The following is a 16,755-nucleotide window of genomic DNA, read 5'->3' as shown; positions in this document are numbered from 1 at the left end:
CTCCGGCATGCGTAAGCCCTGCCGACCGAGTCTTACGGCCGACAGGGCATGAGCGCGGTGGTCAGGCGTGTCGTCGTGCCCACAGCGGGGTGACGAAGGAGATGAGGACGGCGGCGACGCCGATCTGGAAAATGTGCCGGATCCAGTCGATACCGCCGGTGTCGCGTACGCCGAAGGCAGTGGCCAGCGCATTGCCTACCAGGGCGCCCGCGATACCGAGCAGCACGGTCAGCCACAGAGGGATGGGCTGACGGCCGGGCAGCACCAGCTTCGCCAACAGGCCGATGATGAGTCCAGCGATGATGGCCCACAGAAACGACACGACAACTCCTCCTGTCCTCTGGCCCGATTTTTCGGACGCCTGAAGCCCGAGTGCCCCGTGAACCACGCCGTACTCGTCCCCGACCAGCGATGGGCAGCCACGCCAAGGGGCAGCGGAGCGACGCGGAGCCCGTACAGGCACAGATCGACGCCCAGTACCGGGCCCTGACCCAGCTGCGGACTGTCCGCCGAGGAGTACCGCGCCATCGGACGCTCCCGCGTGGACAACGACGCCTGGCGCGCCGCGTACGAGGCGATCGCGCCGGGCCTGGCCGCCTACCAGCGGGACGCCATCGAGGCGTACGCCACCTCCCGGTGACCCGCGACCCGTCCGCCTCACGGCATCCGGCCCGTGGCCGCACCGTACAGCGCGCTACTGACGCCCTGGGCGTACGCACGGTGTGTTGAGCCGGCAGGGGCTGCCGGCCGCTGCGGCTTCCCGACAGGCCCTTCGCATCATCGGGGCCAGTCCGGGGCGGGGTCCTCCGCAAGCAGGGGCCGGATGGCGCCCAGTACAGCGCCGATGCACACGTCACGCAGCTCGGCGCGGGTGCAGGTTTCGTTGCTGAGCCAGTCCAGGCACAGCACCTGAACGAAGACCAGCCAGCTCTTCAGGACACCCGACACGGCCTCCCGAGCGCTGCCGTCCGCCAGCGGGAGCACGCCGAGCAACCGCTCGCGCAGAGCGTCGAGTTCGCCCGTGATGATCGTTTGGACGAGGAGGTCGCCGGCCAGTGCTCGGTTCGCAGCCAGGACGGTGTTGCGGTTCTCCGCGAAGTACTCGATATGGGCGTCCAAGCCCTCGGTGAGCTGCTCGACCAGCGTCGCGGCGGGGTCGAGCCGCGTTCGGGCCAGCAGTTGGTCGGCGACCTGCTGGTAGAGAGCCGCGAAGAGGTCGCGCTTGCTCGGGAAGTACCGGTAGAGCAGCGCACGCGAGACACCGGCCCGCTCGGCCACGTCCTCCATCAGAACCTCGTCGTACGGCTGCGCGGCGAAAAGCCGCGCGGCGACGGAGAGGAGCTGGGAGCGGCGTTCGGCCGGGCTGAGTCGCTGACGGGGAGGCACGGAGGTCATGTTACTTGACACGCGTCTACTATTCGCCCCTAGTCTGTTGGACACGTGTCTACCAACCACACGGGGGGTTGTTCATGAACAGGGTCAAAGCGCTCCGGGGTCTCGCGCTGACGATGGGGTACGCGTGCGTGGCGATCGGGCTCTTCCATGTGCTGCTCGGGAACGCCGCGATTCCCGGGGCGACTTCGGCAGGACCGACGATCGACAGCCTGGGCCGGTTCTTCGGTGCGATCTTCGCCGGGTACGGGGTCGGCTGGCTCTGGGCGGCCCGCCAGTCGCCCGTCCCCGCCACGGCTGTGCGGTGGTTGGCGGGGGTGTTCCTGCTGGGAGCGCTCGGAAGGCTGCTGTCACTCGCCGTGCACGGGTGGCCGCATGGGTTCCAGGTGGCGCTGACCGTCGTCGAACTGGTGGTGTCGCCGCTGCTCTTGTGGCTGGCGGACTCGGACGAGAAGACGTTTCGGACCAGGGCCTAAGCGGTCGGCCCTGTAAATCCTTCGGAGGTTGACTCCGGGACCGGTGTTGTGCGTGGTGCCGGGGCAGGTGCTGCCGTGGGAACGGGGGTTGTGACCTCGCCGCATTTCAGAGGGGCACCCGTGCTGTTCTGCCAGCGGTGAACCCCGGCCCGACCGGACTCGACGATCACTACGGTCCAGGCTCATGACGACGATTACCACGCGCACGGTCGAGTACCCGGCCGACGGTTTGACGATGATCGGGCACCTCGCGCTCCCGGCCGGTGTCGACCGGCGGCCCGCGGTGCTGCTCGGACCAGAGGGCATGGGGCTCAGCAACGTCGAGCGCCGCCGGGCCGATGCGCTCGCCGAGCTGGGATACGTAGCGCTGGCCTTCGATCTTCACGGCGGGCGCTATTTGGGTGACCCCGAGGAGATGCTGGCCCGTTGCATGCCGCTGCTCGCTGATCCCGACCGGATGCGGGGCATCGGCCACGCGGCGCTGGACGTGTTGCGCGCCGAACCGCGGACCGACCCCGACCGGATCGCCGCCGTCGGCTACGGCACCGGGGGCGCCATCGGGCTGGAACTCGGGCGCGACGGCGTCAACCTGCGCGTGATCGGGACAGTGAACGCACTGACCACGGGCCGACCGGGCGAGGCGGCGCGCATTCGCTGCCCGGTGTGGGCCGGGGTCGGGTCGGAAGACCCGATCATGCCGCCCGCGCAGCGGGACGCGTTCACCGCGGAGATGCAGTCCGCGGACGTCGACTGGCGCCTCGTGGTCTATGGCGGCGCCTTGCACGCCTTCCACCACCCGCCGGTCGACCATCCCGTGGTCCCCGGCGTCGGCTACCACCCACGGCACGCACAGCGAGCCTGGCGCGACGTCGTCGACCTGCTCGCCGAGTGCCTGCCCGTGACGGAGTGATCTGGTCAGTCCAAGCTCGGGCGCCCGCTGACCGCCGCGATGCCTGAGCTCCACTGCCACGGCGAGCGGGGAAGGCTGCGGCTTGCCAGTGATCCACTTCGGCCGATCGGCTCGCCCGCCATGCCCCTCCGCACTGCCTGTCCGACAGCCTCGAGCGCCGCCGAACGCGCGCGGCTGAAGACGATGGCCTACGGCCACAACACCGAGCACCGGCTGCGGGTGCGTGCACAGGTGGTGCTGCACGCCGCGCGCGGACGCTCCAACGCGCGTATCACCCAGGAGATGGGGCCGCACCTGGACACCGTGCGCCGCTGGCCGGCCGACGACGCGCTCAAGCCCTGGCAGCACCGCTCCTGGATCTTCATCACCGACCCCGACTACCGCGCCAAAGCCCAGCGTGCGCTGGACCTGTACGCCCGCACCTGGCCGGGCACCCAGCTCGACGCCGTCGAGTACGTCATCAGCGCCGACGAGAAGACCTCCATCCAGGCCCGCTGCCGCTGCCACCTCTCCCTCACCCGGGCCAGGCCCGCGCGGTGCGGGTGAACCACACCTACCGGACGCGGCGGCGCCCTGGCTCACCTGGCCGCTTGCGACGTCCACGCCGCGAAGGTGTTCGGCCGCTGTGAGAAGACCACCGGCAGCGCCCCGTTCATGAACCTGGTCCCCCAGGTCATGACCCGCGAGCCCTACGTCTGCGCGAAACGCGTGTTCTTGGTCGTGGACAACGGCTCCGCCCACCGCGGCAAGAAGGCTGCCAACCAATTGTCGGCCGCCTTCCCGAACGCGGTGCTGATCCACACCCCAGTGCACGCCGAGGTGCCGCCTGTGGCAGCCTGCGGGCATGTCGTGGCTGCGCGTTCATGCAGGCCGCCACTGCGCCAACCAGTGCCACACGCCTGCGCGGCGAGCGCATGTGCGCGACCGTTCGAGGGGGACCGCATGACGCAGCGAGGGATCATCACGATGGAGCGCATGGATGGACCGGCCGCAGCGCGGGCCGAGGACGCGTTCAGGCTGATCTATGCCGAGGCGTTCGCCGAACCTCCTTACAACGAGACCGAGGACGACGTCGCCGCCGCCTTCCGCCGGTTCCCCGTACAGGTCCGCTACCACGCGTTCCGCGCTGTGTTGGCCCGTGGCGAGGACGGCGAGCCGATCGGCATGGCGTACGGCTGCACGCTCAGGCCCGACACGGTGTGGTGGGACGAACTGACGGTGCCCGTGCCCGACGACATGCGGCGCGAGGACGGGCACCGCACCTTCGGGCTCATGGAACTCGCCGTGCGCAAACCGTGGCGCGGGCAGGGTGTTGCGCAGCGGCTGCACAAGACACTGCTCGATGCCCTCGAAGCCGAGCGGGTGCTGTTGAACGTCCACCCGGCGAGCAGTGCGGCGTCCGCCGCTTACCGGGCATGGGGATACCGCAAGATCGGCGAGGCGCGGCCACGGGGCGAGGGCGCGGACCTCCATGACGTGATGCTGCTGGACCTGCGCTGAAGGCGGTCTGTGAGACTTGTCGGCGTACTGCTCATCATGCTGCTGCCAGGGAGGCGCCGTGCCCGGTGGGTTCACCCTCGTCCCCATGCTGCCCGAGCACGCGGATGCCGTACTGGCCATCTACCGGGCCGGCATCGAGGAGGGCAACGCCACGTTCGAGGCCGCGGCGCCCCCGTGGGAAGCGTTCGACAGGGGCAAGCTCCCCGAGCACCGCTGGGTTGCCGCCGACCGCACCGGCCGTGTCGCGGGCTGGGTGGCCGTCTCACCGGTCTCCGCACGGCCCGCGTACGCCGGTGTGGTCGAGCACTCGGTGTACGTCAGCCCCTCCGCACGGGGCCGTGGTGTGGCCGCCATGCTGCTGGAGCGGCTGATCTCCTCCACGGAAGCGGCCGGGATCTGGACGATCCAGGCCGGCGTCTTCCCCGAGAACACCGCCAGTCTGGCGCTGCACGAAAGGGCCGGCTTCCGCGTCATCGGCACCCGAGAGCGCGTCGGCCGGATGCGGGGCGTGTGGCGGGATGTGCGGCTGATCGAGCGCCGCAGCCCGGTGGTCGACTGAACCCGGGATCAGTCGACGAGGCACGGGGGATCTCCCGTGACAGCAGCACGTGCTGGGCGGCCCGCGCCCATCGCTCCAGCCCGACCGCTTCGGTCGACCCGACCGCGGTCGAGGCCGTGCTCCAGGTCGGCGCTGACTGCCTGGCTCGAACCGGCCGCCCGCCGGCCCGTCCTTATGATCAGAAGCATGGATGAGGGCGGGGAGCTGTACGAGGCGCGGTACGGGGAGCGTTACGAGGACCGGATCTGGACCTGGGGGCGGGACCTCCCGCTGAAGTTCCTGCTCGTGAGCGAGGAGTGGGACGGGGAGCAGACGGTGTGGACGCGCTGCGCCGACATCGAGGGCCTGTTCGCGGAGGAGGAACCTCGCCGCGAGCGGCTGACGCTCGCCGGGTGCGTACCCGAGGGCAGGTTGCGCAAGGCCGTCGACGGGGCCGCGCGGGAGCGCAACCGGCTGGGTGACCTGTCCCTCCTCGTCGAGCACGAGGACGTGGAGAGGCCCGGGCACGACTGGGAGTTGACCGATGTCGTGGTCCTCGACAGCCGGCCGAACGCGGACGATCCCTCGCGGCTGGACGTGGTGATCGAGGCGGAGGTCGGAGACGGGCCGTTTTCCGCCAGGGAGGAGCCTCGATCGGCGGGGGTCCTGCTCTTCAACGGGTGGGGCGGTCGCCGGATCGGCGAGTGCCGGCGGGTGGACGGCCTGTACGGGCGGGAGCGTCCGGTCGTGACGCGCGCGCTCACCCTCGTCGGGTGCGAGCCCGAGGAGCTGTTGCTGCGACGCCTGACCACCCGGCGGGAGGCCGGGGACCCCGTGTCCCTGTTCGTTCTGGACCGCGCGGGCCGGGTGGTCCGGGTCGAGGAGCACCTGTTTCTGCACATCCGAGCGACGCGGCCGTCCGTGCTCGGTGGCGCCCTCGTCGACATCCGTCTCGACAGCGGGTTCAGGAAACCGCTCCCCTACGCCGCCCGACCGGCCTGGGACGCCTGGTACGAAGGCGTGTCGGCCACCCTCAACGCATGGGCCGCGCTGGACACGAGGGGCAGGACGGAGTGGCTCCGTTTCACCTCGCCGGTCGGTGGCGAGGACCGGGCGGGCGAGGTGTGCCATCTGGACGGCCGGTTCGCCACAGACATCCCGGGTGTCCAGTGCGCCCTCGGCGAGGCCCTCGGCGGCCCCGGCACCCATTTCGCCCAGTGCTGGGGCGCACTGCGAGGCTGCCCCTGCGGCGGCAACCCCCTGCCCGGACCGATCACCCTGGTTTGGCACGACGCACACATCGCCCGGGAGGCGCTGGCGTCGGTGAGCGCCGACGCGGAGGGCGAGCTCACGTACTTCGAGAGCGTTCTGTGGCTACTCGAACAGTCGGGAATCACGGTCGAGCAGGCGTAGCACCGCACGTGCCCGTCACGCGGTCGGCAACCCCCGTGTCGCGAGAGTCCGCAACCCTGCGGGTGTCACGACCGCGGATGCGACCCTCCTGCCCTTACTGGCCCACTCTTCCGTCGACACACTCGCGCAACAGGTCGGCGTGTCCGCAGTGACGGGCGTACTCCTCGATCCTGTGCACCATCAGCTCCCGGACCGCGATCCCGTCCTTGCCCACTCGCTCGCCCAGGTCAGGGTGCTGGGCCAGCGCGGCGTCGGTCGCGGCCTGCTCGCGTGCCAGGTCGGCGTACGCGGCGTCGACCACGGCCTGGTCGGCGACAGCTCCGTCGAAGTCCGCGTCACGCTCGCCGTACAGTTTCGGCACCGGATCACCGTCGCTGATCCAGCTGCGCCAGTCCCGTTCCACCTCCACGAGGTGCCGCAGCAGGCCGAGCAGCGACATCGTCGACGGCGGAACCGACCGACGGGCCAGCTGCTCCGCGTTCAGGCCCTCGCACTTCATCAGCAGGGTCGTGCGGTAGTTCGTCAGGAAGTCCAGCAGCGTCGGAAGCTCGCCGTCCGGACTGTTCCCGTCGCTGTTGCGAGGGTCGTCTCCCGGGTCGGCCCACATGTCGGGGTAGACGGTCGCCTGGCTCCATCGCGCGGATCGGTCGCTCATGGTCGCATGGTGTCCTTGATCGCCCAGACACGCCAATACTTTTTCGTGGCCGTGGACGCGGGGGCGTACCGACAGAAGCCCCGAAGATGCGGACACCGGACCGCGCCGGCATGAGCGGGGGGAAGTGGTTGTGCTGGGACGGGCATTGGGAGTGGCATTGGGTGATGTCGGTGTGATCCCGAACGCGACCGGGCACCCCATGGCCCTCCGTGCGGCCGGTGACGACGTACCTTCGCCGCCCCTATCCTGCCTGACATGATCAACGCGCACAGTGATGATGCAGAGGTTGCCACAACTGCGGCACGTGCCGGCGCGGATGTGGTGCGCGACATGTACGGCCGGCGGCTCACCCGCACGGACAAGGGCGCCGGAGACTTCGCCACGGAGGCCGACGTGGAAGCCGAGAAGGCGATTCTCCGCGTCCTTGGAACCGCCCGGCCCGATGACGCGGTGTTCGGCGAAGAGGGCGGACACCAGGGGGCTTCCCACGCTGCGCGCCAGTGGTTGGTCGACCCGTTGTGCGGCACGCTGAACTACGCCGTCGGAAACATGCTGGTAGCTGTCAACGTGGCGCTGCGCGGTGGCGCGGCCGCGGTGGCCGACCCGTTCAGCGACGAGGTCTTCTGTACGGACGGTCGGACCGCCTGGGTTCGCCGCGGCGGTGCGGACGCCGAGCTGACGCCGACGCCCGCTACGCAACTCGTCGACGTCAACCTCGATCCGCCCTTTCCCCACGCGCCCGGCTTCCGGGCGGTGGACCTGCTGGCCGAGCCGCGCTTCGTCGAACGGTTCCGGCCTCGAGTAGTGTCCACGACGCTGGCGTTGGCCTGGGTCGCGGCGGGCAAGCGTGCCGCGTACGTCACCGACGGCGGCGACCTCGCCGGCAGCGTGCACTTCGCCGCGGGCATCGCTCTCTGCCGAGCCGCCGGGTGCGTGGTCACGGGCATCGACGGCGAGCCCATCGGGCGGACGGCGGGCGGACTGGTCGCAGCCGCCGACGGCGAAACGCACCGGCTGCTGATGTCGATGATCCGACGCCGAAGCTAGGGTCTGGGCTGGGGAGGCCGCGCGGCGACGAGAGATCAGCTGCTCTACGTCATCAGGTCGTCCCGAGCTTGGCGGCCGGCGCGTCGGGGCCGCAGGACATACGGGCCGCTGCAACGGCCGGGTCTCCCTCCTTGGCCTTCGCCACCGCTTCGGTGAGCAGCCCGGCGACGACGCACGCCGAGAAGCAGGCGTATTCGATCTTCATATTCGTGTCCCCCCGAACCACTGGTCATTGGTGGGCCCGACTCTCCTCGGCACGAGCGTCGCCGACAAGCGACTTGAGCAAGTTCAGAGATGGGCGGTGTCTACTCGGTCGGGGACGCTGGTCCCCCGCCGCACGGGCACCCTGCCGTGCGGCTGACGTCTCTCAGCCACCACGGCTTCGAACGCGCGAGCTCTCCGGTGGCCCGCTGTCAGCCGGGCCGGCCCGGTAGGGTCGCGCCCATGTGGGTGGGACTGGATACGGTCGACTGGGCCTCGCTGGAGCACAACTACGGAACAGGTCAGGACGTACCCGGCCTGCTGCGCCGGTGCGCCGGGCCGGATCCGAAGGATGCCGACGACGCGGCGTCCGAACTGCTCAACCAGCTGTTCCACCAGGGTGGCTGGATCTGCTCCGCGGCCTCGGCCGCGCTGCCCTTCGTTCTGCGCCTGGCCGCGACGCCTGGGGTTCCCAGCCGCCGCGCGATGCTGGAACTGACCTCGATGCTGGCCGCCGAAGCCGGTCGGGTCGCGGACCACTTCCTCGATCCGGGCTGGGCTCCGGCATGGGAACGGGCACTGCCCGACGTACTGGCCCTTCTGGATGACCCGGAGCCGGAGTTCCGGCGGGCCGCGGCCGACGTGATCGGTGCCTGCGCCGGCCCCGGCCGGCTGCTGCTGCCCGCGCTTCTGCGGCGGTGGGAGGCGGAGGACGACCCGGCGACGCGCCTCGAACTGGTCCTCGCACTGGGCCACGCGTCCGGGCGCGAGCCGGCCGGCCCCCATGACGCCGAGGTCCAGTCCCTGCTCCGTGGCCTGCTCGACGCTCCGCAGGCGCAGATACGCCTGGCGGCCGTACACGCGCTCGCCCCGGGCGACCCGGGGCTCCCGGCACGACGGCTGCCTCTCCTGATCGAAGCGGTCCGCGACCCGAGCGTCGACCTGTGGCGGCACACCAGCTCGGTGGGAACCGGGGTGCGCGGCGTACACCACTGGACGGGGAAGCTGACTGCCGGACCGTCTCCGTCCTTCGCACTCGGCCTGCTCGCCGATCACAGCGATGACGAGCAGAGGGCCGGCGCCTTGGCACAGGCGGGCGCCCTGTTGTCCCGGTGGCGCTCGCCGACCGCCGTGCTGCTGCCACGCATCGCCGCACGGCTGGACGATCCGGCCACCGAGGTGCGGTTCCTGGCAGCCGAATCGCTGGCCTGCCTCGGCTCTGAGGCATCCGCGCACGCCGACGGCGTGGCGAATCTGCTGACGGATTCCTCGGCCAGGACGACGCGCCGGCAGGAAAAGGTCTCCGAGGCCGCCCTGTGGGCGCTGGCGCGGATGAACGATCCGCGCTGTCTGCCGGGACTGATCGGCCTGGTGACCGGCGAGCGGTCGGGGTTCGCGTCGGCTTCGGCCCACTATCCGGCCGGTGACTGGCACCACGCGACCCTTCCCGCGATCGATGAAGTACTGAGCGAACTCTCCGATCACTCCGCACTCCTCCTCCCGGCGATCTGCGACCGGCTCGACACCGCAACGGACGGCAAACCGCACACCCGGCTCTGCGGGGTTCTCGAGAAGTGGGGTCCGGCTGCCGCAGCAGCGGTCCCGCGACTGCTCGTTCTGCTGGAGGACGACCGGACCTGGGAAGCTGCGGCGAGGGCCTTGGCAGGAATCGGGAGAGCGGCGATCGGGGCCCGGGACCTGCTGCTGGCCCGGACGGCCATCGGCGGGGCACGAACGGAACTCGCGGCCTGGGCGTACTGGAAAGTCGGGGGTGAACCCGGACCGGCCCTGGAGGCTCTGGGACGTGCCATCAGCACGGGCGGCTTCGTGCATCCTGCCCTGGGCATGCTCGCCGAACTCGGTGAGCATGCGGCCCCCTGCGCGGACAGGCTCCGCGTGCTCAGCACCGACAGCGACCCGTGGACCCGTGTCGAGGCGGCGTATGCCCTGTGGGCAGCGACCGGTGACACCGATAACAGCGTCCCGGCCCTGACCTCTGCCGTCCGGGAGCTGGCCCGGGGCACATACCTGCCGGTGATGCTTCCCGCCGTGCGTCACCTGGCTCGGGCAGGCCGCGCAGCCGAGCCCGCCGCACGCCTGCTGCGCGGAGTGCCGGCCATCGACCGACGGCTGCGCGTCAACGGCGGCTGGCGCGGCTTCACCCAGGACGAGAACATCCGCGCCGCCGTCGACGACCTGCTCTCCGCCTCTCAGCGACCTGCCTGAGCCGAGCGGCCGGGGCGTAAGCACAGCGGCCCCGGCCGCGGGCTGGAACGTGCCCGCGGCCGGGGCCTCGTGCGCTGTGCGGCGGTCGCGGTCCGCGGCGGCTACTCGGTCACCTCGTGTCCGTGCCCGTCGTGCAGGCCGCCGCCGCTGCCCGCGTCGCCGTCGGTCGGCACCGACTCGACCGGGACGGACAGCGGGCCGAGGTCGTGGGCGTAGTGGCCCACGGCGTCGGCGATGATGTCGATGTTGATGTCGAACGCCGGCATGTCGATGTTCTCGACGGTGTCACCGGCGGCGTGGTAGTTCGGGTCGTACGCGATGCCCGCCGTGCCGCCGAACTTGGCCGCCTGGGCCGCGGTCTTGATGCCCTCGGCGCCGGTGAAGGTGCCGCCGGAGGGGATGCCGACCTCGATGAACGGTCCGTAGTCGGAACGGCCGGTGAAGTCCGTGCCCTCGTGGGGGATCTGGCGGGCGTCGAGGAAGTCGTTGATGCCCTTCTCGATCTGGGCGGAGCCCTCCGGGCCGGGGCCCGCTCCGACGCGGTCCGAGTCGTCGCCGTCGTACACGAAGTAGCCGGCGTTCGGCGAGGCGATCATGTCGAAGTTCAGGTACAGCTTGATCTGCTTCTTCTGTTCCTCGGTCAGTGAGGCGACGTACGCCTCGGAACCGAGCAGGCTGAACTCCTCGGCCGACCACCAGGCGAACTTCACCTTGTTCTTGGGCTTGGTGTGGGTCTTGGCCAGTTCCAGGGCGACCTGGAGGATGCCGGCCGAGCCGGAACCGTTGTCGTTGATGCCGGGGCCCGCGGCGACCGAGTCGAGGTGGGCTCCGAGGAAGACGGTGTTGTCCGCGTCCCCGCCGCGGGTCTCCGCGACCACATTGTACGTCGTGCGGTTCTCCCGCAGCTCACGGATGTCCAGCGTGACGTCGACCGGGCCCTTGGCCGCCTCCGCGGCGAGCGCCTCACCGTCCGCCTGGGTGATCCCGCCGGTGGGGACCTTGCCGAGCGTCGGGTCGCCTATGGTGCCGTTGAGGGCGCCCGCGGTGTTGTTGTAGATGATCGCGCCGACCGCGCCGGCGCCGGCGGCGTTGGCCTGCTTGACAGCGAAGGTGCAGCCGCCGCGCTTGATCAGGGCGATCTTCCCGGTGAAGGCGCCGGAGGCGAAGTCGCCGGGCTCACACCCGTTCGTACCGTCGGCGTCCACGGGGGCGACCGCCAGCGGCGCGGTGACACCGCCCGCCGGCGAGTTCGCGGTGTACGTCATCAGCTCGACGGGCACGTCGCGCGGCGTGGGCGAGACGACCCTCAGGCTCTCCTTGACCGTCTCGGTGTACACGAAGTCGAACTGGTGTCTGGAGACCTGGAAGCCGGCCCGCTTCATCAGGGCTTCGACGTACTGGGCGGACCGCTCGTGCCCCGGTGAACCGGCCACCCGGTTGCCGCCGCTGTGGTCGGCGATCTTCTGCAGCACCTGGAGGTGCCGGTAGGCGTCCTTGGCCGTGGACTCCTTCACCAGCTTGCGCGCCAACGCGTCGCCCCGGTGGGGGCCTGATCCCGTCGCGCTGCCGGCGGTGGCCGACCCTGCGCCCAGGAGCGGAGAAACCAGCGCTGCGGCCACCAGGGTTGCGGTGGCCGCGGCTGTACGGCGTGAGGGCATGGAAGTCCTTTCACGTCATCGGGAAGGAGGACTGCGGGGGGTGGTGAGTGGAGGCACGTTAAGCGCCATGGAACCCCCTTGACCAGAGGTTGGTGGAATCTGCTCCACCCGGTACCCCTTCTCGCCGACGCGGAGGACGGATCGACCCGGCCGGGCCGCCCCCGGTCACGTCGCCCGTCCCGCCCCTCTTCGGCGGCCCGGTCGGGCGGACCGGCCCGGCGCCGCGACCGGCTCGAAAACCCGTGAACGGGCCCCGAGCCGGTCGCGGCTGCCCGTCAGTGGAACTGCCCGGGCTTGTAGTCGCCCGCCGGCTGCTGGGCGATCAGGTTGAGCCGGTTCACTGTGTTCATGAAGGAGACCATGACCGCCAGAGCGGTGAGCTGTTCCTGGTCGTAGTGCTCGGCGGCACGGGCCCACACCACGTCGCTGACCCCGCCGGCCCCGTCCGCGACCCGCGTCCCCTCCTCCGCCAGCTCCAGCGCGGCCCGCTCGGCCTCCGTGAAGACGGTCGCCTCCCGCCACGCCGCCACCAGGTGCAGGCGCACCGAGGTCTCGCCGGCAGCGGCGGCCTCCTTCGTGTGCATGTCGATGCAGACGGCGCAGCCGTTGATCTGGCTCACTCGCAGGGCCACCAGTTCCTGCGTCGCGGTCGGCAGGGTCGAGTCCTTGATGGCCTTGCCCGCCGACATGAGGTGCTTGAGGGCCTTGCCGGCGGTCGGGTCGGCGAAGTAGTTCAGTCGTGCGTCCATGGTGTGCTCCTCCGTGGTCGTCAGTGGCTACACCCCTGAGACGAGGCAGCCCAACCCCCTGTGACACAACCGGATATGACGTGCGTCTCGCGGCCGTCAGCAGGCAGCGGCCGGCGCGGCACTCACGCCGGGCGACCGCCCGCTTCCCTGTCCCTGCGGTCGCGATCACGCGTTACCCCGGCGTGACGGTTGTTCGCTTTCCGGGGCCGACCGCCCTCCTGGGGAGACGATTCACCGATCCGGGCGCCGGTTCTCGTTCAACGTCTTTACCGGCTCCGGCACGCACCTTCAGCGGCTCAACCAGATCCGCCGGGCGATCCCCGCCCCGCAGATGGGCCAGTACTCCACCGAGGGCATCAGCGGCCAGATGGCCTACAAGCGCCGCTACACCAGCGGCACCACTGACAGCTTCGCGCTCGTCACGGTGACGCACGCCGCCACCTACACAGGCGTTCCCAACGGCACCTACACCGACGCCGTCACCGGTGACACGAGGACCGTCACCGACGGCAAGCTCACGGTCGCCGCTCCCGGCAAGGGCAACCTGCGGGTCTACGTCCTGGGCGGCACCGGCAGGATCGGCACTGCGGGCCCGTACCTGAAGTAGTCCGCCCGGGACCTGTCCGGGACCTGTCCGGGATTCGCCGTCCGGGGCCGGCAGACAGCACACCGGCCGGCCCCACACCGCTGGCTCATTCTGTTCGTACGGGAACGCGTTGTCCCCGATCAGCACGCGGTGTTCCGCGCACTCCGGCGTTTCCTGCCCGGCGGAAGGAGACAAGCGGGCAGGGAGGCGGCGGCCGGTCCTTCCCCATCACCCGTCACGTGCGTCTTCGAGGTCGGCCCACCGGGCAACGTCCTTGAGGCGTCCGGTCACGACCAGTCCGCCGTTCTGGGCGCGCCGGGCGAGCCAACCGGTGCGCAGGTAACCGTCGGTCGTGAAGGAGCGTGCGTTGTGGTCGGGTGCCCGGTAGTAGCCACGCACGGTGCACGGGCCTCGGGCGGGCAGTTCGCCAGGCTCCCCGTCGGGCACGTCCTTGCCGTCGACGCCGACGACGCGGATCTCGTCGTCGGGCGAGAGCGGGCGGCCGTGCGTGGTCAGCACGGTCTCGTCCGCATCGCCGGGTCGGGTGAGCATCAGCAGCCCCTCGGGCACGCCGAAGGCCTGCTGCAGCCGGCAGCCCCACTCGGCGCCCATCCGTTCGGCGGTCGCCCGGTGTACAGACGCTCCGCCGATCTGCACGAGGTGGAGACTGCTCAAGTCGGCCTGCACCGTGGGACGTACGGCGAGCCAGAGCTGGGCGACGTCCGGTACCACCGACGTGATGGTGACCCGCTCCCGTCCGACGGCCGCAAGGCAGGAAGAACGCCACCTGGTCGGCGCTCCGCGCGATCACCGGCTCGGGCGGGGCGTCGACGGAGCCCAGCGGGAAGTAGTGGCAGCCCGACGGGTCGGTCGTCAGGCCGCCGTACGGGGACGAGGTGCCCGGCGGCTCATAGCTGAACACCCGCCGCAGGAAGGGCCCACGGGCCGCGATGTCGGCGACCATCTCCGTGTGGTCGAAGCCCTGGTACGTCGACGGACCGACGTAGCCGGCGGCCTCGGTCATGCGCACCACGTGCGACACCTCGGAGGCGCGATGCGAGACCGGGCAGATGACGGGGACCGCGCCGACGCGCATCAGCGCGAACAGGGTGATGACCGACTCGGGGACGTTCGGCAACTGGACGACCACTCGTTGACCGGCCCGCAGGCCGCGCAAACGGAATCCGGCGGCCATACGGTCCACGCGCCGGTTCAGGTTCGCGTACGTGATGCGGGTGCCGCCACCGACACTCGAGGTCTCCCGTGCCCCCGTACGACGTGGGCGCGATCCCGGTGTGGCCGGCGATCCTCGCTATGCTCGCGGGTGGTTCGAACCCACCACTGCAGCCCGTTGAAGGACGTGACCTGGCCCGATGTCAATGCCTGTTGAGCTGGTCGCCGCCGTAGCTGTCGCAGTGTTTGTCACCGCGTGGCTGCTCTGGAGATCCTCGCGACGCCCCACCACCGCCTCGGGCAGGCGCACTGCGTCGAGCGCCACCGCAGGAGTCGAAGTTCGGCCAGAACTTCCTGCGGCGGGGCTTCTGGTCCCTGAGGACGTTCTCCGGTCCGTCGGCTCGACGTCCGCCACAGTCTGGGATGCCCTCGAAACCGCAGCGGCGCCAGTCGCCGTCGAGTACTACCCCATCAGCGAGCCGGAGGTCGCGAAGCTCCGGACTGTGCCCGTGAACGCGGCGGCTCAGCAGGCGATGGCCGGGATCGTGGAGGCCCTCAACCCGAAGAGCCCCACGTTGTTCCGGGTGGTGCTGCCAAAGGGTGCAGAGCTCGTCAAGGCCGTCGGAACCTCCGGGTTCAGAGGGTTTTCTCGCACCGGCGGCAATACGGCACATGCCGTTCTGAAGCCTGTCGCCGCGGGCGGAGCCATCGCGGCAGGTTGGCCGGTGCTGGCCGTCGCCGGAACCGTCCTGGCTGTGGACATGGTGGCGCAACGTGAACAGCGCGCACACCAGCGCCGGGTCGAAGCCATCCTGGGCCGCCAGGAGGAGCATCACTACATCGAGCGGATCAAGGACCAGCGGTCGGCCGATGCTCAGCTGTCCCGCGTGATCAGCCTGCTGCTTGACGGCCACAATCCGAACATCGAACTCGCTCTGAAGAGTGCGGACGACGAGTTCTATCGCTCCCAGCAGTTCTTGGAGAAACACCGTGGGATCGTCGACGAGCTGGTGGACGACGACGGCAAGGTCGACTGTCGCCGCCTGGAGGAGACTATTGGCGGCAAGGCGAAGGAGACGGACCACTTCGTCCGGGAGCTTCACCTGGCTCGAGCGGCGATCATGATCCGACGCAAGGCGATGGTCGCCGACGCGGCGGCGGTAGCGCTTGCGGATCCCATCAACCCGTACACCGCCCTGCGGAAGTTCCTGGAGGCTCAGGTTCATCAGTTGGAGGACGCTGACGCGGTCGCGACCGAACTGACCGAACGCCTCGCCCAGGTTGAGCTCAAGGGCCGTTGGTACGACTCCGACAAGTCAGTGGCAGCGCGGCAAGAACAGCTCCGCGCCCATATCTCCCCGCCCAGGATCAATGGCGACACCGAGATTCGCTACGTCAGGACATCGTCCGGACAGATCCTCCAGGTACTCCCGTCCGACGAAGACGAGCCCTTGCAGCTCGCGCAAGACGAGTAGACCTGCCCGGCGCAGGAGGAGGGTCGGTTGCTCAGAAGTTGCTGGGCGGCAGCGGAAGAGGCAGTCCGGGCAGGCCGTCGATGCTCTGTGCGATGTGTTCCTTCTTGCTGAAGTACGCGCTCAGCGAGGCGTCGTCCTCACGCGAGAAGCGCTTGCCGTGGAGGTCTCGATCTTCGTCGTACGACATGAAGGGCACCCCGTATCCGCAGGAGTCCCGGACGAGTTCGGCCATCACCACGATGATCGCGCGCAGCCCGTGCAGGGCCGGGTCGATGTCCGGGAAGTGTGCGAGCAGTTCCTTGAAGCGCGGGTCGTCACGGAAGACGGGCTCGCCCCTGCCGTGCACCCGAACGATGTTGGGCGGCCCCTGGAAAGCACACCACATCACCGTGATCCGACCGTTCTCCCGCAGGTGCGCGACGGTCTCGGCAGTGCTGCCGGCGAAGTCGAGATAGGCGATCCGCTTCTCGTCGAGCACCGCGAAAGAGCCCTTGAGGCCCTTGGGGGAGAGGTTGACTGTGCCGTCGCCGTCCAGCGGGGCGGTCGCGGTGAAGAAAATCGGCTGCTGCTCTATGAAGGTGCGCAGCCGACCGTCGATGCGTTCGTAAGTCTTTCCCATGCCTAAGGATTATGTAACGAAACTCTTCGCGTGTCTAACGAAACCGCCCGGCTCAGTCACCGGTATTGGCGCACCTGTCCGGCAACATGGCTTTTCCGTACCGGAGTTGACGGAGTTGAGCAGCCCTACTGTGTGAT

Annotated in this window: 17 protein-coding genes and 3 pseudogenes; 11 read left to right on the top strand and 9 right to left on the bottom strand. The window is 69.9% G+C overall.

What is annotated here, in order from left to right:
• Nucleotides 1-61: 61 nt before the first annotated feature.
• The gene (locus AC07FK_RS28255; RefSeq protein WP_479107776.1) at nt 62-322 is read right to left on the bottom strand and encodes a GlsB/YeaQ/YmgE family stress response membrane protein; all 261 of its coding nucleotides are present in this window, start codon (nt 320-322) and stop codon (nt 62-64) included.
• Between the two features lie 107 nt (nt 323-429).
• Here AC07FK_RS28255 and AC07FK_RS28250 point away from each other — a divergent pair.
• A pseudogene (locus tag AC07FK_RS28250) lies at nt 430-640 on the top strand (TipAS antibiotic-recognition domain-containing protein); the annotation flags it as partial.
• A 137-nt stretch (nt 641-777) separates the two neighbouring features.
• Here the strand turns inward: AC07FK_RS28250 and AC07FK_RS28245 are convergent.
• Complete coding sequence (locus AC07FK_RS28245; protein ID WP_479107775.1) at nt 778-1,386, bottom strand: TetR/AcrR family transcriptional regulator; 609 nt, start codon at nt 1,384-1,386, stop codon at nt 778-780.
• Between the two features lie 83 nt (nt 1,387-1,469).
• Between AC07FK_RS28245 and AC07FK_RS28240 the strand changes: the two genes are divergently transcribed.
• From AC07FK_RS28240 to AC07FK_RS28215, 6 genes are all read left to right on the top strand, one after another.
• A complete protein-coding gene (locus AC07FK_RS28240) occupies nt 1,470-1,868 on the top strand; it encodes a DUF4345 domain-containing protein (RefSeq protein WP_479107774.1) in 399 nt (132 codons plus the stop codon).
• 184 nt (nt 1,869-2,052) lie between these two features.
• Complete coding sequence (locus AC07FK_RS28235; RefSeq protein WP_479107773.1) at nt 2,053-2,778, top strand: dienelactone hydrolase family protein; 726 nt, start codon at nt 2,053-2,055, stop codon at nt 2,776-2,778.
• 120 nt (nt 2,779-2,898) lie between these two features.
• Nucleotides 2,899-3,324 carry a hypothetical protein gene (locus AC07FK_RS28230; protein WP_479107772.1) on the top strand — a complete coding sequence of 142 codons (426 nt, stop codon included), beginning with the start codon at nt 2,899-2,901 and terminating at the stop codon, nt 3,322-3,324.
• A 396-nt stretch (nt 3,325-3,720) separates the two neighbouring features.
• The gene (locus AC07FK_RS28225) at nt 3,721-4,278 is read left to right on the top strand and encodes an N-acetyltransferase family protein (RefSeq protein ID WP_479107820.1); all 558 of its coding nucleotides are present in this window, start codon (nt 3,721-3,723) and stop codon (nt 4,276-4,278) included.
• An 85-nt stretch (nt 4,279-4,363) separates the two neighbouring features.
• Nucleotides 4,364-4,837 (top strand): N-acetyltransferase family protein, encoded by a 474-nt coding sequence (locus AC07FK_RS28220; RefSeq protein WP_479107819.1) that lies wholly within the window; start codon nt 4,364-4,366, stop codon nt 4,835-4,837.
• Nucleotides 4,838-5,023: 186 nt separating this feature from the next.
• Nucleotides 5,024-6,229 (top strand): barstar family protein, encoded by a 1,206-nt coding sequence (locus AC07FK_RS28215; RefSeq protein WP_479107771.1) that lies wholly within the window; start codon nt 5,024-5,026, stop codon nt 6,227-6,229.
• A 94-nt stretch (nt 6,230-6,323) separates the two neighbouring features.
• Here AC07FK_RS28215 and AC07FK_RS28210 read toward each other — a convergent pair whose 3' ends face one another.
• Nucleotides 6,324-6,884, bottom strand: coding sequence for a DinB family protein (locus tag AC07FK_RS28210; protein ID WP_479107770.1), 561 nt, complete (start codon nt 6,882-6,884; stop codon nt 6,324-6,326).
• Between the two features lie 255 nt (nt 6,885-7,139).
• On the opposite strand from AC07FK_RS28210, the gene AC07FK_RS28205 reads away from it, so the two are divergent.
• Nucleotides 7,140-7,931, top strand: coding sequence for an inositol monophosphatase family protein (locus AC07FK_RS28205; protein WP_479107769.1), 792 nt, complete (start codon nt 7,140-7,142; stop codon nt 7,929-7,931).
• 52 nt (nt 7,932-7,983) lie between these two features.
• On the opposite strand, the gene AC07FK_RS28200 is transcribed toward AC07FK_RS28205, so the two are convergent.
• A complete protein-coding gene (locus AC07FK_RS28200; RefSeq protein WP_479107768.1) occupies nt 7,984-8,136 on the bottom strand; it encodes a hypothetical protein in 153 nt (50 codons plus the stop codon).
• A 239-nt stretch (nt 8,137-8,375) separates the two neighbouring features.
• On the opposite strand from AC07FK_RS28200, the gene AC07FK_RS28195 reads away from it, so the two are divergent.
• Entirely contained in the window at nt 8,376-10,358 is a 1,983-nt protein-coding gene (locus tag AC07FK_RS28195) for a HEAT repeat domain-containing protein (RefSeq protein ID WP_479107767.1), read from the top strand.
• Between the two features lie 101 nt (nt 10,359-10,459).
• Here the strand turns inward: AC07FK_RS28195 and AC07FK_RS28190 are convergent, their stop codons facing one another.
• Nucleotides 10,460-12,016, bottom strand: coding sequence for a M28 family metallopeptidase (locus AC07FK_RS28190; RefSeq protein WP_479107766.1), 1,557 nt, complete (start codon nt 12,014-12,016; stop codon nt 10,460-10,462).
• 275 nt (nt 12,017-12,291) lie between these two features.
• Nucleotides 12,292-12,765: a carboxymuconolactone decarboxylase family protein gene (locus tag AC07FK_RS28185; RefSeq protein ID WP_479107765.1), complete on the bottom strand. Its 474-nt coding sequence runs from the start codon at nt 12,763-12,765 to the stop codon at nt 12,292-12,294.
• Between the two features lie 283 nt (nt 12,766-13,048).
• On the opposite strand from AC07FK_RS28185, the pseudogene AC07FK_RS28180 reads away from it, so the two are divergent.
• A pseudogene (locus AC07FK_RS28180) lies at nt 13,049-13,372 on the top strand (alpha-amylase); the annotation flags it as partial.
• A gap of 207 nt (nt 13,373-13,579) precedes the next feature.
• Here AC07FK_RS28180 and AC07FK_RS28175 read toward each other — a convergent pair.
• Nucleotides 13,580-14,083: an AMP-binding protein gene (locus tag AC07FK_RS28175; protein WP_479107764.1), complete on the bottom strand. Its 504-nt coding sequence runs from the start codon at nt 14,081-14,083 to the stop codon at nt 13,580-13,582.
• A gap of 265 nt (nt 14,084-14,348) precedes the next feature.
• Nucleotides 14,349-14,555, bottom strand: a pseudogene (locus AC07FK_RS28170) (AMP-binding protein); the annotation flags it as partial.
• 472 nt (nt 14,556-15,027) lie between these two features.
• On the opposite strand from AC07FK_RS28170, the gene AC07FK_RS28165 reads away from it, so the two are divergent.
• A complete protein-coding gene (locus AC07FK_RS28165; protein WP_479107763.1) occupies nt 15,028-15,999 on the top strand; it encodes a hypothetical protein in 972 nt (323 codons plus the stop codon).
• Between the two features lie 31 nt (nt 16,000-16,030).
• On the opposite strand, the gene AC07FK_RS28160 is transcribed toward AC07FK_RS28165, so the two are convergent.
• Nucleotides 16,031-16,618 carry a pyridoxamine 5'-phosphate oxidase family protein gene (locus AC07FK_RS28160; protein WP_479107762.1) on the bottom strand — a complete coding sequence of 196 codons (588 nt, stop codon included), beginning with the start codon at nt 16,616-16,618 and terminating at the stop codon, nt 16,031-16,033.
• Nucleotides 16,619-16,755: the final 137 nt, after the last annotated feature.

The sequence above is a fragment of the Streptomyces sp. NPDC046122 genome (assembly GCF_056429965.1).
Note: the sequence above shows the minus strand (reverse complement) of the source record. Positions and strands in the feature narration are given on the sequence as shown.

Bases quoted from the DNA above. Each gene is read 5' to 3' on its own strand.
- AC07FK_RS28225 (WP_479107820.1), top strand. From the start codon at position 3,721: ATGACGCAGCGAGGGATCATCACGATGGAGCGCATGGATGGACCGGCC.
- AC07FK_RS28205 (WP_479107769.1), top strand. From the start codon at position 7,140: ATGATCAACGCGCACAGTGATGATGCAGAGGTTGCCACAACTGCGGCA.
- AC07FK_RS28235 (WP_479107773.1), top strand. From the start codon at position 2,053: ATGACGACGATTACCACGCGCACGGTCGAGTACCCGGCCGACGGTTTG.
- AC07FK_RS28230 (WP_479107772.1), top strand. From the start codon at position 2,899: ATGCCCCTCCGCACTGCCTGTCCGACAGCCTCGAGCGCCGCCGAACGC.
- AC07FK_RS28210 (WP_479107770.1), bottom strand. From the start codon at position 6,884: ATGAGCGACCGATCCGCGCGATGGAGCCAGGCGACCGTCTACCCCGAC.
- AC07FK_RS28200 (WP_479107768.1), bottom strand. From the start codon at position 8,136: ATGAAGATCGAATACGCCTGCTTCTCGGCGTGCGTCGTCGCCGGGCTG.
- AC07FK_RS28215 (WP_479107771.1), top strand. From the start codon at position 5,024: ATGGATGAGGGCGGGGAGCTGTACGAGGCGCGGTACGGGGAGCGTTAC.
- AC07FK_RS28220 (WP_479107819.1), top strand. From the start codon at position 4,364: ATGCTGCCCGAGCACGCGGATGCCGTACTGGCCATCTACCGGGCCGGC.
- AC07FK_RS28185 (WP_479107765.1), bottom strand. From the start codon at position 12,765: ATGGACGCACGACTGAACTACTTCGCCGACCCGACCGCCGGCAAGGCC.
- AC07FK_RS28195 (WP_479107767.1), top strand. From the start codon at position 8,376: ATGTGGGTGGGACTGGATACGGTCGACTGGGCCTCGCTGGAGCACAAC.
- AC07FK_RS28160 (WP_479107762.1), bottom strand. From the start codon at position 16,618: ATGGGAAAGACTTACGAACGCATCGACGGTCGGCTGCGCACCTTCATA.
- AC07FK_RS28240 (WP_479107774.1), top strand. From the start codon at position 1,470: ATGAACAGGGTCAAAGCGCTCCGGGGTCTCGCGCTGACGATGGGGTAC.
- AC07FK_RS28190 (WP_479107766.1), bottom strand. From the start codon at position 12,016: ATGCCCTCACGCCGTACAGCCGCGGCCACCGCAACCCTGGTGGCCGCA.